Origin of the sequence: Methanobrevibacter ruminantium M1 (genome assembly GCF_000024185.1) — an archaeon.
Classification (GTDB): domain Archaea; phylum Methanobacteriota; class Methanobacteria; order Methanobacteriales; family Methanobacteriaceae; genus Methanobrevibacter; species Methanobrevibacter ruminantium.
Genome location: NC_013790.1, coordinates 2,834,365 through 2,849,319 on the forward strand (window position 1 = coordinate 2,834,365; position 14,955 = coordinate 2,849,319).

The following is a 14,955-nucleotide window of genomic DNA, read 5'->3' on the forward strand; positions in this document are numbered from 1 at the left end:
ATAAATATCCTCTTCCAAAAAAATAATTGTTATACTTGAATTCGTGTATAATTTTCTTTATCAATAATTAAATAAATTAATTATAAGATAACTACATTAAACATTTTTATTTAAAGTTATATTTAAATCTTATGAAAATGCTTATTTTTGAAAATAAAGAAAAAATAAATCTAAAATGAAAAAAATAAAGGCTAAAACTAAAAAAAAATACAATATACAATAGAAAATATACATTAGATAATAAAAAGTATACAATAGAAAAAAGGCATGTGTAAATTTGTATGTAGATAATACTTTCTTGGAAAATTTAAAATTTTTAAGGGAAATCAGACTATTTTTATGAAAAAAATTTTAGAAATTTTAAAACTTCTCCAGAAGATCTATGAAAAAACGCAGGAATAATACAAAAAATATATAAAAATGATGATAATATCATTTTTTATACAAATATTTTTATCAATGAGATGGCTTTTTTGAGGAGTTGTAAAAAAGATGAAATGATAATGAAATGAAATTACCTGATTTGAAATGATATTATCATATAATTTTCAAAATTGAATTTAAAGTTATTTTTTACACTTGAAATATATGTCAAGTAAAATCAAAAAGTTAACGAATCATAGAATGACATTAACACAATAACTCTTTTTACAGTTGAAATATATGTCTAAGAGTTACAGAATAGATATTGAAAGACTCTAATATTGTATGATGTTAAAAATAATATGAAATGATTATGAAATGAGTTGTCTGGATTATAAATGACATTATCAATATATTTAAAAAAAAAAAAAAGTATTTCTAAAGTAAGATCATGAAAAAATTAAAAAAAGTAAAAAAATAAAAAAAATAAAAGAAGTTCCAAAAGAAAACCTTTCATTAATCTAAATGAAAAGTATCAAATGGAAATTCATTTATCTATAGGGTGTCCGCCAAAATAAAATTTTGACAACACCAGTTAAAATATGGTTGCTCTGACCTCTAATTTCTCTTGGACAGAAATTTTCTCACAGAAATCAACTATATCTTCTTTATCATTTTTTATTTCTTGTTCTAAGTTAAATAATCGTATTAAATTATAAGCCACGGCATCTAATAGTATTCTTTCTTCTGTCTTTGTTTTTCCTATCACTACTTCGCTTTCTATATGGAATTGTTCCTTTAAAATGCCAAAAGGTCCTTCGACAGATGACCTTTTTGCATATTCTTCCATATATTCCTCTGTTTCCATTTTTTCCCACATTGCTTTCTTTAAACTTCCGCCATATTCGGTGATTGTTCTGTGGGTTTGGGTGGATGAAAGGCAGTTTTCACGGCAATTGCAAGCCTTACAAGCACCATAATTGGAATATAAACGCTTAATTTTGTCTGGCTTGTCCAAATCATCATTTTTTTCAGTGTATTTGTTGAAAAAATACATTATTTGGCCTTCTGGACATTCAAATGCATCAATTTCAGGGAAGTATTTGAAGTGATCCTTGTGATATGGGTTCTTGTTCAATCTTCCGATTTTTTCCTTGGATTGCTTTCTATCTGGTATAACTCCATTTATTTGATTATCTGCAAGATATGATAAGCTTTCTTCATTCAGATAGATTGTATCTGCCAATACGAATCTTGGTATTACGTTTGTGTTGTTTATTGCCTTATCTACGATTTTTGGCAATTGGTAATGGTCTGTAGGGGCTTGTACGACGTTTATTGCACAAATCATTTTTGTATCGTAATCGACTGCAGATTGGATATTATAGCTTATTTGTGAGTTTCCTTTCTTGCTTTTCATCCAACGTGCTTCTATGTCGGTTACTGGCACTGATTTTTGACCAGACAGTGTGAATTGTGTTTTAATGTCATCCAAGAGGTATAATTTTTCTTGGTTGCTGATTTTTTTATTTTCAAGAATCTCTCGGGCCGGTTTATGGAGTTTATCTAGCTCTTCCTGACTTACACGGCCTCCTTCGAAGTAACGGGTTAATATTTCAGTTTCTTTTTCTGTGATCACTTTATTTTTTGAATTGTATGCTTTTTTGATGGTTCCGTCAATGGAAACTTCGTTGAAATCAGTGTAATCCACATCTGAAGCTTTTTTTAAGGTTGCTTTTAACAATTCATTGTAATATTTGCCGTATTTTTCTCTGTATCGTTGTAATGATCGTTCTGAAGGACAAATTCCATTTCCAACGAATTTATATACGTCATGATATTTTACCATGTCTGCTAAGAATCTCATACTATCAATATGCTCGATTTTAGCATAAATAAGCAATTTTAACATCTCTTTCACCGGAAAACTGTCACGCCCTTTCTTCTTTTTATTTTCTTTGATTCCTAAAAGAGGATAATATTCGTCAATGAAATCCCCAACAAAACGAGAAATATGATCCTCTGGAATGTTAAAATCTAAAGTTCTAATGCCTAATTTTATTTGTTTTTCATCCGGAATTCTTTTAACCCTAAATAACCCCAAAATATTAACCCTTTGTTGATATTATTTATGTTTAAAGTAGTATATAAAGTTTACTATAATATTATTGCTTTATTTCATATTTAAAGAATAATTAACAAGTAAAAAATTTTTTCAAGGTGCAAGCACCAAAATTAAAAGAAAACAATAGAAAAAACATCGAATTTTAAAAAAATAACTAAAATAAATAACTTAAAAAATTGAAAATTTTAAACTTTTTTAAAAAAATAGCTTTTTGGCGGACCCTCTATAAAAAAAAAAAAAATTAAGAAATAGAAATTCATTTATCTATAGAAGAATTATCAAATAGAAAAACTATTCCTTCTTTTCAGCTTCTAAAACATAGGTTTCCTTGACGTCATCTATTTTTAAATCGCTGTCATCAGGCAATCTATTAAGTAAACGATCTACAAAACCTCTATTTTTATATCTTTCAATTAGAAGCCTATCTGCGGTAATGACTTTATCCTTATAAGCTATATCTTTTAGACTATCCTGAAGTTGTTCATTGACTAATTTCAATTGTTTATCCTTTTCAAGGGTTAATTCATCATGTCGTTTTCTCTCATTGAGAATATCTTCCTGGGCCTGTTTGCGAGTGGCATCGGTTTTTTCCCTTTCGATTCTAATCTCTTCATTAGCCTGTGTCAGGAGCTTGTCCTTTTCCTCAATAATATCATAACATTTTTGGATAGCTGATTTGTTCTCTTCAATAAGATCCATAATTTCCTTATTTTTATCTGCTATTTCCTTATTATGATTGTCAACAACATTATTTATATTGGAATTAGCTTCGCTGCGACTTTCCCTAAGTTCAGAGATGGTTTTATTATTTTCTTCAATTTGACTCTTTAGATCTTCTATTTCATTTAGATAAGCTTCATATTCGCTCATCCTAAAAATCATTATTTTTTCTCCACCTTCAAAATTATCTTTCTTAGATAGATCAATACGATAAGTGAAACTATTTCCCCTTTTATATTGTTTTACTTCTTTCTCTAACATAATAATTCCTTCAGGATATAAAATATAATCTGGATAAATATAATGCTAATAATAAAATATCAAATATAATAAATTCAATATCCAATAGATGCAATGACAATATCATCAAAATCTATAAAAAATAAATTACAAATAGAATGCAATGACAATACAATATCATCAAAGTCTATAAAAAAGTAACCATAGCAAAATAGATGCAATGATAATATCATTTTTCAATATTTAATATTTTATTGACTTAATAAACTCTATATAATATATATGATAACTCATTGCATATAAACTTGCCTTAAAAATAAGATACAAAAGAAAAATTGAATGTAAATTGAAAAAAAGATAGATTTGGGAAAATAAAAAATATTTTTTGTGAAAAAAATTTGATAATATCATGGGAAATTTCCGTAGATTTTTTAGAGTTAACAAGAAAAAATTTGTTAATAACAAAACAAAAAATTAAAAAAAGTTATATTTCAAGTGTAAAAATTGTAGTTGAAAACTTTAAAAAAAATAACTCTCGAAAAATTATTGTAGAAAAATGATAATGTCAGTAGAAAAAATCTATAAGATAAGCCTAAAGAATAAAAATTTGATGGGTAATACTTTTTAAGAAAGACCCTGATTTTAATCATAAAATTTTATACAATAATGCATAAAAATGTGCATGTAATATCAAAGAGTTGAATGATAATGCAGATTAGATGCAAAATAACATCATTGAGTTAGCATAGAAAAAAGAATATGCTAAATTAATATCACTGAATAAATTAAAATAAATCTTTATTAAAAAAATAGCTAAAAAAACTCAATTTTAAGAAAAAAATAAAAAAATATAAAGATTTAAAAAAAATCAAAAATAAGGAATATGAAACTTAGAGATCTCAGTCATTATAAAATCTATGCTGAAGATATTATAAAATCATACAGAAATTTTTTAAAATCTGATGAAAAAGATAGGAATTAACCAGGAATATGCTAATTTTATAACAAAAATATACTGAAAAAGTATACAATAGACATAAAAAAGTAATACTTTTTGAGTAAAAAATATATTGTAAATTTTTTGAAAAAATAGTTAAAAAAAATTTTATAAAATCAAACCTATAAATATACGGGGAAAAATTTAAAAAAATGAAAAAATGAAAAAAAACAAAAATTTAAAAAAATAATAAAAAAAGATCTAGAAAAAATATGATGTAGAAAAAAATCTGTTGAAAAAAATATATTATAAAAATCTAATGAATAAAAATAGGATGTATAAAAAATCTAATGAATAAATATAAATCGAAAAAATATATTTAAAAAAAATTAATAAACGAAAAATACTAAATATCTAACTCTGAGATATTAATAGTAAAATTGTATCCAAAGTTAGGATGAGAACATGCATGAATATGAATGTAATTAGCCAGAGTATTGTTAACACAGACACCATCCATATTGTTTAGGACTCCCCTTCCTCTTAAGACATCGAATACTAAAGAATCAGTTTTATCAATATTTAATTTAGTATAATGGAACTCATGAGCTCTGAATACATCGCCCTCATTTGATATGAGATTATCTTGATTGGCCCTTGCAACAACATAATTAAGGCCTTGAACCTTATTAGTCATCTCAGATGAGTATGGAACTGCACCAACCATATCTAAGCCGTCAATTGATTTGGAAAGGTAGATCAACCCTCCGCATTCACCATAGATAGGTCTATTTTCCTTATGGAATTTATTGATATCATTTAACATGGTTTTATTATCGGATAATTCTTTTTTAAACACTTCAGGATATCCTCCGCCGATGTATAATGCATCTACATCAGGAAGATGCTCATCCTTTAATGGACTGAATGGAACAATCTCTGCAGAATTTTCCTCCAATGATTCAAGGGTTTCCTTATAATAGAAAGTGAATATCTCGTCCTGGGCAACTCCAATCTTGACCTTATTCCTGTTGCCGGTTTTCCATAATTGCCCTGGCTTTGAGTCATTGGTAACCTCTAGGTCGATTGCTTCAGTATGCTCTCTATTAAAGTCATCTTCATGCTTTTCCATTGCAATATTCTTATTGTCCCTTGCAGTAGACTTGGAGCTTGTCTTCATAATGTCCTTAAGTGCATCCAAATCTATATACTCCTCTGCAATCTCGCCCCAAAGATTAATGTTTCTTGTAATTCTTTCCTTCTCGAGAGCAGGGACAAGGCCGAGATGCCTTTCCTCTACAGTAATCTTATCGTCTCTTGGAATGCCTCCTATAACTGGAACATCAGCAAGCTTTTCTACAGATTCTTTAGCCTTTTTATAGTGACGCTGACCTTTGACCTTATTTAAAATGACTCCTTCAATCCTGACATCTGGATCAAGTGCCTTAAATCCAAGAACAACTGCTGCAGCGCTTTTAACGAGACTTCTTGCATCCATCAAAAGCACAACAGGTGCGTCTATGGCCTTAGCAATTGAAGCAGTGTTTCCAACATCTCCTATAGGACTTATTCCTTCATAAAGACCTCTGACTCCTTCGATGATACCCATATTAGAATTGGATTTTTTTAAGGCTCTTTCAAATGAATTAATTATTTGAAAATCAGTCATGAAAAAGGAGTCTAGGTTACGGCTCACATTTCCTGTAGCTATTGTATGATAGGAAGGATCTATAAAATCAGGGCCAACCTTAAATGGTTGGACATTTTCATCACTAAGCGCTTTCATAATTCCGGTTGAAATTGTAGTTTTTCCAACTGCGCTTCCAGTTCCAGCAAGTACGACTTTCATATTATTAGATTATTTAAGATTTTATATAAAAGTTTCTTTTATATTGGGAGAAAATGATTAAAAAAGAATAGATAGGTAAAAATAAATAATACTTATTAGTTAAATCTGAAAAAAGAGTAATAATAAAGATTTTAACAATGATTGATATAAAAAAAATTATTATATGAAAGCAAAAAAGACTCTAAAGACGGTTTACTATATGAAATAAATAGTAAACCAAGTAAAAGTAAAAAATAAAAAATATAAAAAGTCAAAGTAAAAAAATACTTATCATATGCTCTCTAAATAGATTTATAAGTATAAAAAACAAAATAAAATTGTAACAAGTTTAAAATAGATTTATCCTAAAACTTGTTATGGAGGTATGAATATATTTATAGAGATAGCGATACAAACCATTATATTTGTTTCTATCCCATACCTAAATATAATTAGTTTGTATCTCAAAGCCAAGTTGAGAGTTTAACTCTCACTTGGTTTTGTATTTATCTTCTATAATATATAAATCATTCTCTAAAAATTAATAAATAGTTTAAAAAATAAAAAATAATATAAATAATTTTAGAAAAAAAGAAATGAGAACAATAAAGAAAATGAATGGAAATTAAATAAAAAAATAAATTATATTGGAGAACCACCATGTCAACCTTAGAAAAGATGCAAGTATTAGCAGATTCAGCGCAATATGATTTGTGCGACTATGTTAGCCATAGCAAGAGCTCTCAAGTAAACCTGCCAGGAATATACCATGCAACAGGCCACAACGGATGCAAGATACCGCTCTTTAAAACACTGATGAGCAATAAGTGCAAAAACGATTGCAAATACTGCATAAATCAAAGCAAACGTGATTTCACCCGTCTTGAACTTAGCCCGGAAGAGCTTGCAAAGGCATTTCTCCACTACTATAACAACGGCTATGTAAACGGCCTATTCCTATCCTCTGGAATCTCTAATGAAATCGATGAAACAATGAACAAAACCATAGAGACCGCAAGGATATTGCGAAGGGACTATGGATACCAGGACTACATCCATCTTAAGATAATTCCAGGCTCAAGCAAGGATTCAATAAAAAGGGCGATGAGCCTTGCAAATAGGGTAAGCCTAAACATAGAAGCTGCAACAAAGGACGGCCTTAGCGAAATAACCTCAACAAAGGACTATAACAAGGACATCCTAAAGAGAATAGACTGGATGCATCAGATTGCAAAGAAAAATCCGGATTATGCAAAATCAGGCCACACCACTCAGCTCATTGTTGGAGCAAACGATGAAAGCGATTATGAAATACTAAAGCGAATGGACAGCCTATATAGAAAGGCAGACCTTAGACGCAGCTATTTCAGCGCATTCTCCCCTGTAGAGGGAACAGACTTTGAAAAAAGAGAAGCATGCAGCAGTGATAGAACTGCACAGCTATACCATGCAGACGCCCTATTGAATGACTATAAGTTTAAGGTGAAGGAGCTTGTATTTGATGAAGATGATAAGTTGTTCCTTAATGAGGATCCTAAAATCCTAGCAGCTCGTGAAATGGATATCTTCCCAGTTGAAATAAATACAGCACCTTATAGGGAGCTTATAAGAGTCCCTGGAATCGGCCCGAAATCAGCAAGGAGAATAATGAGCATAAGAAAAAAGATGCCTTTTAAAAAACTGGAAGACCTTCAAAAATTAGGAGTCGTTATAAAAAGGGCAGAGCCTTATATTCAATTGGAAGGCGCTTATCAAAACTCTTTAGACAATTATTAAATTAAAATTAGAGAGTTAAAAATAGTAAATCGTTTAGAAATAAAAAAAAATAGATTAAAAAAAGAAAAGAAAAAGAAATTTTTAAACATTTTTGGTATGAGACTCTTGAATACTTAAGATGGTATCTAAAGGAAGATCTAAGCTCTCAGAAATTTCTTGAGGATTCATAGTTTCCAATAGTTTAATGATGATTATATTTCTACCTTTTTCTACACCTTTTAGTTCAGCACGTTCAATTTCTCCTTCTAGGATAACTCCACGTAATTGCTCTTCAAAAGGAATCTCTTCTAAAGACATATTTATCCCTCATCCAATCATTCGAATAATATACTTTAATGATAAAACTAGAACCAATTAGATATCAGAAAAATGCAATAAACTTATTTAGAATAAGAATTTGCAATTTCATCTACATATTCAATAGGAAGCTCAAACATATTAGAAACTTCTTTAGGACTCATATGTTTCAAAGCTTTAGAAATAAAATCAATCCTATTTTTTTCTTCACCTTTTAGTTTAGCTCGTTCTAATTCTCCTTCTAGGATAACTCCACGTAATTGCTCTTCAAAAGGAATCTCTTCTAACTCAGACATATTTAAACACTCCTTAACTTTATCTAATCTTTCTTTATCCTTTATATACTTACCTGTCCACAATTTTAGACTTTCTCTACAAAACTGCAAGAACTTATTGTCAGCAGGCATCATTTTATAGATTTCAGCAAGTTCAACTATACAATCTTCAATTGACATGTCAATATCAAATTTAGGTATCCAAGCAAAATCTATAGCATCAAAAACATTCCAATCAATTTTATTAAATGTTTTATAATTAATGTTATTTAAGCTTTTCATTCCATCTTTTTCCTTTAAAATAAACCACTGAGGCTGAAAAGTATTAAAATCATTCATACGGATTATTTTATTAACAGGCAAGTCTCCAGTATAAAAGATAAAAGGATGAACAGTATATCCAGTCACATTATACAGATTTACAGCATATTCATAATTTCTTCTCATTAAATCTGGCCTTATAGAGCTATGATGCTCAATATCAATAAGACTCAAATCCTCTCTTTGCCGAACGCAATCAAGATTTAAACTAGAAAAATTAGAAGAAGAAGCAAAACGACTGTCAAATGAATTGCGAATATCCTTAAATCCAGTAATATATTGGGGAAATTCTTCAAATTGAACTAGACACTTTACAAATAATAGATCCTCAAGATGATAAACTTTATCATCTTTAGAATCTTTCGCATCCGCCATAATGTACCTCCTTTTACTTGCATTTGTACTTGATTAATTAAGTTTTATTTTAGATTTTAAAGTATATAAATCTTTCTTTTTTGATATAAAGACAGTATTAGAGCAAAATTGACTTAATCTCTTAAAATTGATGTAATATCGTAAAATTGACTTCATTTCGTAAAATTGATGTCATCGTGTGAAAGTTGTATGAAAATGTGAAATTGATGTCATCGTGTGAAATTGACTTGAAAGTGTAAAAGTTGTATGAAACTGTGAAATTGACTTGAGAATGTGAAAGTTGTATGAAACTGGAAAACACAATTAGAACCAATGCAACAATAAAATAAAGGCTAAAAATCAATATAAAAAATTAATCTTCAAAAATGAATATAAAAAAAAGATATAAAATATAAAAAATAAAACTAAAAGCAAGCATAAAAACAATTAAAAATTAGAAAAACTAAAACATAAAGATTAAAAAAAATGAAGAAAAATAATTATCAGAATTATCAAAACAAATCATATTTATCAATCATAATCAAGTTGGGGATAAGATGTATGCAATAAACATGGAACAGAACAAGAAGGAATTAAATATCCCAGATGAAATCAAGATATTTGACACCACCCTTCGTGACGGCGAACAGGCTCCAGGAATTGCCTTGACCGTGGATGAGAAAATCAAGATAGCTCAAAGGTTGGATGAGCTTGGAGTTAACGTTATCGAAATGGGATTTCCAACAGTTTCAAGCGGTGAGCGAAAGGCAGCTAGAGAGATGGTAAGCCTTGGGTTCAGCTCTGAGTTATGTGGCCTTGCAAGAGTGGTGCAAAAGGATATAGATGCATTGATTGACTCAGACCTTTCATATGCACACCTGTTTATCGGAACTTCTCCCCTTCACAGAGACTATAAGCTAAAGAAATCAAAGACAGAGATTCTAAGCCAATCCATGGAAATGGTGGAATATGCAAAGGATCATGGCCTTAAAGTTGAATTTTCAGCTGAAGATGCCACAAGAACCGAACTGAACTATCTTATCGAATTCTACAAGGGAGTGGAAAGCGCAGGTGCAGACATAATAAATGTGCCAGACACAGTTGGAATCCTTGTGCCATCAACCACAAGAACATTAATAAGAACCCTTAGAAAGAAAATTAACCTCCCAATAAGCCTTCATTTTCATAATGACTTTGGTTTAGCAGTATCAAACTCCCTAATAGGCATAGAGGAAGGTGCAAACCAAGCCCACTGTACAATAAATGGAATAGGCGAAAGAGCAGGAAACACCTCTCTTGAAGAGCTTGTAGTAAGCCTTAAAATCGCTTATGGAGCAAACCTAACAGTAGATACAACCAAGCTATATGACACTTCCAATTTCATCGGATCAATTACAGGTATAAAGATGCCTCCTACAAAACCGATAGTGGGAGACAATGCATTTGCACATGAATCTGGCATACATGTAGATGGAATCTTAAAGAACAGCTCAACCTATGAGCCAATAGCCCCGGAGATAGTAGGGCATAAAAGAAGGATAGCCCTTGGAAAGCATACAGGCCATGCTGCAATCAAGTCAAAGCTTGAGGAGTTCAATATAGAAGTGACCCAAAAGCAGTTTGACAATATCTATAATCAGGTCAAGACCCTTGGAGACAAGGGAAAATGCCTTACAGATGATGACTTAAGATCCATTGCAATAACAGAAATAGGAACAAGTGGCAAGGAATACATAAAGCTCCTAGGTCTTAGCGTAATGACAGGAGAGTCAGTCTCAGCAACAGCAACAATTAAGCTTTCAATAGACGGAAAGATTATGGAAACATCCCAGATAGGAGTGGGTCCAGTGGATGCATCTGTCTTAGCACTTAAGACACTTGTGCAGGACAGAGTTAATATAAGCCTTGATGAATACAGACTTGAAGCAATCACAGGTGGTACAGACGCATTAGCAGAAACCTTTGTAGTGATTTCAGACGACAAAGGAAACAAGGCCACAGGAAGGGCAACCAGAGAGGACGTTATTCTTTCAAGTGTAATTGCGGTCATAAACTCAATAAACAGGATACTTGACATCCAGGAGAACTGTTAAGTCTCAAATCCTATTTAAAAAAGAAAATTCAGTCAATTAGAAAAAGAAAAAGTTCAAATCTTAATTTAATAAGATTAATCCAAATCCAATTTTAGTAAAAGTGATTAGATGGCTACCGTAGACAGTTTCCTACCGGATTTCATACAAACCACCTTCTTTTCAGGATACACTATATTCAATACAGTCATCTACACTCTAATTCTTCTTATTTTTATAATAGCAATCATAAAGATGTTTAAGAAGATAAAAATAGACCCTATCTCCATAATCTATCCTATCATCCCATATATCTTTCTTGGATCTCTCATACGTGCATTGGTTGACAATGGGGTCTATCCAAAAACAGTCTTCTTAATAACCCCTGGCCTTTACATACTTGTTGGCCTTATAACAATTGCATCACTGCTATTCAGTCTATTTCTATACAACAGAAAAAACATCGACTATAGATACACCCTTTCAATCATAGGAGTCATACTTCTCATACCAAACATAATCATGATTCCTAGACTAAACATTATTCCAGTAATCTATGTGCTAATCACATGGATAATAGCAAGTTCAATATTTGTCTTGATTTCATACATTATCCCATTTTTCAAGGACAGGATAAACTTGTCAATAATTTCAGCACATATGTTCGATGCTTCAACAACATTTGTTGCTGTCGAGTTCTTCAACTACAGCGAACAGCATGTTTTAGCAAATACTCTATATCAACTATTTGATACATCTATTACAATGTTTCCTATGAAAATTATAGTCATCGTTGCAGTATTATACATAATCGATCAATATTTCGATGACGAAACCATAAAAAGTCTATTAAAATTAACCGTATTTGTATTAGGATTGGCACCAGGTTTGAGAAACTTTTTGACTATGGCAATAGGTGTATAGTTGTAAAAAATAGTGACTTTTTTTCTATGAAATAAACAAGATTAAAAAAAATTCTAGTGATTGAAAATTATTAAATTAAAAATTAGTTTAAACTGAATAAATTGAGTTATGAAAATTCAAAAATTATAGATTAGTTCAAGCATAGATTAGATAAAATTTTTGGTCAAGGTTTTTTGGCCGAAGGCCAAAAAAGCTTGATTGATTTATTCGTCCCTTTTCGGATACCTTCTAAGCACCTTCTTAACAAATACTTCTTTTGCAACCAAAAAGTTGCTTGTTCCATGACCCATGGCCCTGCAGCGTCTGTGTTTTATTGCCTTTAATATGCCATCTACAGAATCATATCCTTTAGTGTTTACCTCTGTATAGGCATCCCCGATTGATTCTAAAAAATGAGAATCGCTTGCTCCTAATCTGGCAAGCCTTTTTCGCTCAGCCAATGTTTGGGCCTGTTTGTTTGAGTATCCAAATATGTATCTTGCATTCTTGGTCTCAACACCATCCACTCCTAAGTTAGAATCCACATTGCAGAATAGACCGTGTCTATAATAGGAAAAAGGATGAGGAACTATAGCTAATCCACCAGCATCATGAATTCTATCTACAGTCTCTACAGCTGACAATCCTTTAGGAATAATCTCATCAACTCCCAATCCTAACATATGGCCTTTCTCTGTAGAAATCTCTATGGAGGGAACTACAATTATATCTCCAGGTATGCTTCTTGCAAGTCGGGAGCCTTTTATTTCATTATGGTCGCTTATTGCAATTGCATCTAGCCCTATCTTTTGGGCCTGTATGAGAATGTCTATTGGTTCCGAACGTGAGTCCCCTGAAAAAACACTGTGAATATGTGGATCAAACTTCATATAAAGTCCTCTTTTGATAATAAAAAATAAAAACTGATCTTTGAAAAAAATATTCTACAATAAATATCTAAGTATGTAAAAATTTTATAAATATATTATTATTTTAATCCATTATAAATTTTATTTAATTTCAAGATTTTGAAAATAACTGATATTAATAACGAAGAGATTGTTTGAGTTATAAGTTATAAGTTATAAGTGAAAATATTTTAAAAATTTATGAAAAAAACAGGAAAATTAAAGATACAGAGATTTTTTGAAAATATACAACTATAAAAATTGAACTTATTTTGAAAAAATAAGAATTAAAAATGTCAAATTTAATTAGTCTCAAAGATGAAAAAAAAATTATTTTGTAGAATAGAAAAAAAATCTAATGAAATTATTTTTTTATCTACTTAAAGAAAAAAATCATCAAAAAATATACAAAAAGTATATTATATTTTTAGAAAAAAGTGACATGGAATTAATGAAAAGTTACTGTAGAATTTAAAAAAATGATGAAAAAGTGAAAAAAATAATCTGAAAAAATAAGGCCAAATTATGGTTAAAATAAAAAAAATAAGAATGGAAAAATAGTTTTAATTGTATACTGTAAAACGGCTTTTAAAAACTAATTTTTCCTTAGGTACTCCATTGATTTTACTAGACCAACAGTTCCAGTCATCATCACATCTCCACCTGGAGCTGCATGATAATAGTCAAGATTTGTCTTTTCTACAAGGGCTCTTTTTGGACCTGCAACAACTACCTTCTCTATCTTTGAGATAGGATTTAGTGCAAATGCGCCATGACCTCCCTCATCGTGGACATCCTCATGCTTAATTGTGCCGTCTGCAAGTGCAAGTACAAGCTCTTCAAACCTCTCTGGACTAAGATCTCTAGTATGGTGCTCAAAAACACCTTGTATCTTGCCGTTTTCAATGGACGCAACAGTTGTATGACCGTTTCCAATGTCCATGACAATGAAACTGTTTAGCTTTAGAACTTCCTTGTCATAGCAGACCCCTGCTAAGGAAGCGAATTTGGTATCCATAAGAACTGGCTTGAATTCTGGATTTGACTCCTCTAGGGATTGGATTACAGACTGCATCCTTGTGAAATACTCTGGAACTTCTTCCCTTTCCATTGCAAAAACTTCCGGAGGAAGAGGCTCTGGCAATTTTTCCTTGATCTTTTCAAATCTGAAGTCCCTATCTCCCATATCTTCACTGTATCCATGGTCTTGAACTGCAATGATAAGCTCATCAACCTCAAGGTCTAGGTCAAATGACTTGAAAATGTCTATTAACTTATCTACATCCACATCCTTTAAGGATATCTTTTGATAATCTGCATACTTTAAGCTTGAATCTTCATTTAGCTCCTTGTCAAAGCTACCTTCTTTTACCACTTCAAAACCAAATGACTTGACTTGTTCAATGTTGTCACGAATGGTTTTGCCTGATAGTTCTTCAAATACTATCTTATATCCTTTTTCCATATGTTCAAGACATCTGTCCTTTATTTTTCCTCCACCCATGATTACTCCGTCAAAGTATAAATCAGACTCTGATTCGCTTATCATTTGTCCGATTGTAAGGTGAGGAGAAGGAATAACCAATTTCATAGAGTTTTCTATTTCCTTTTCTGTATCGTATAATAAGATATCTTCAGTACCAGTTCCTACATCAATAGCTAAAATCTTCATATCAAGATATTTGTTAGTGAAAATATTTAAATTGATTGAAATAAGAAGGGATGTTTTATTGATATAAGTTATAAGTTATAAGTTTTAATCCATATTTAGACCTAAACTTATAAGTTTTAATCTATATTTAGACCAAAAGTTACAATTTTTAATCCATATTTAGACCA

The 14,955-nt window shown here is 30.7% G+C and carries 10 protein-coding genes; 3 read left to right on the forward strand and 7 right to left on the reverse strand.

Annotation, left to right across the window (positions count from 1 at the left end):
* Window positions 1-958 precede the first annotated feature (958 nt).
* The 3 genes from MRU_RS10800 to cfbB all read right to left on the reverse strand — a co-directional run bounded on the left by MRU_RS10800 (window position 959) and on the right by cfbB (window position 6,234).
* Window positions 959-2,467, reverse strand: coding sequence for a transposase (locus MRU_RS10800; RefSeq protein WP_012956946.1), 1,509 nt, complete (start codon window positions 2,465-2,467; stop codon window positions 959-961).
* A gap of 312 nt (window positions 2,468-2,779) precedes the next feature.
* Window positions 2,780-3,469: a hypothetical protein gene (locus MRU_RS10805; RefSeq protein ID WP_012956947.1), complete on the reverse strand. Its 690-nt coding sequence runs from the start codon at window positions 3,467-3,469 to the stop codon at window positions 2,780-2,782.
* Between the two features lie 1,322 nt (window positions 3,470-4,791).
* Window positions 4,792-6,234, reverse strand: coding sequence for a Ni-sirohydrochlorin a,c-diamide synthase (gene cfbB / locus MRU_RS10810; RefSeq protein WP_012956949.1), 1,443 nt, complete (start codon window positions 6,232-6,234; stop codon window positions 4,792-4,794).
* Between the two features lie 639 nt (window positions 6,235-6,873).
* Here cfbB and MRU_RS10815 point away from each other — a divergent pair.
* Complete coding sequence (locus MRU_RS10815) at window positions 6,874-7,989, forward strand: radical SAM protein (protein ID WP_012956950.1); 1,116 nt, start codon at window positions 6,874-6,876, stop codon at window positions 7,987-7,989.
* 81 nt (window positions 7,990-8,070) lie between these two features.
* Here the strand turns inward: MRU_RS10815 and MRU_RS10820 are convergent, their stop codons facing one another.
* Window positions 8,071-8,286 (reverse strand): hypothetical protein, encoded by a 216-nt coding sequence (locus tag MRU_RS10820; RefSeq protein ID WP_012956951.1) that lies wholly within the window; start codon window positions 8,284-8,286, stop codon window positions 8,071-8,073.
* Between the two features lie 83 nt (window positions 8,287-8,369).
* Window positions 8,370-9,257, reverse strand: a complete 888-nt coding sequence (locus MRU_RS10825) for a hypothetical protein (protein WP_012956952.1) — start codon at window positions 9,255-9,257, stop codon at window positions 8,370-8,372.
* Window positions 9,258-9,802: 545 nt separating this feature from the next.
* Between MRU_RS10825 and MRU_RS10830 the strand changes: the two genes are divergently transcribed.
* On the forward strand, window positions 9,803-11,329 hold the full coding sequence (locus MRU_RS10830; protein ID WP_171776186.1) for a 2-isopropylmalate synthase: 1,527 nt from the start codon (window positions 9,803-9,805) through the stop codon (window positions 11,327-11,329).
* A 108-nt stretch (window positions 11,330-11,437) separates the two neighbouring features.
* Entirely contained in the window at window positions 11,438-12,229 is a 792-nt protein-coding gene (locus MRU_RS10835; RefSeq protein ID WP_012956954.1) for a DUF63 family protein, read from the forward strand.
* 203 nt (window positions 12,230-12,432) lie between these two features.
* On the opposite strand, the gene MRU_RS10840 is transcribed toward MRU_RS10835, so the two are convergent.
* Window positions 12,433-13,098: a PHP-associated domain-containing protein gene (locus MRU_RS10840; RefSeq protein ID WP_012956955.1), complete on the reverse strand. Its 666-nt coding sequence runs from the start codon at window positions 13,096-13,098 to the stop codon at window positions 12,433-12,435.
* Window positions 13,099-13,711: 613 nt separating this feature from the next.
* A complete protein-coding gene (locus MRU_RS10845; protein WP_012956956.1) occupies window positions 13,712-14,788 on the reverse strand; it encodes a DUF1786 domain-containing protein in 1,077 nt (358 codons plus the stop codon).
* Between the last annotated feature and the right edge of the window lie 167 nt (window positions 14,789-14,955).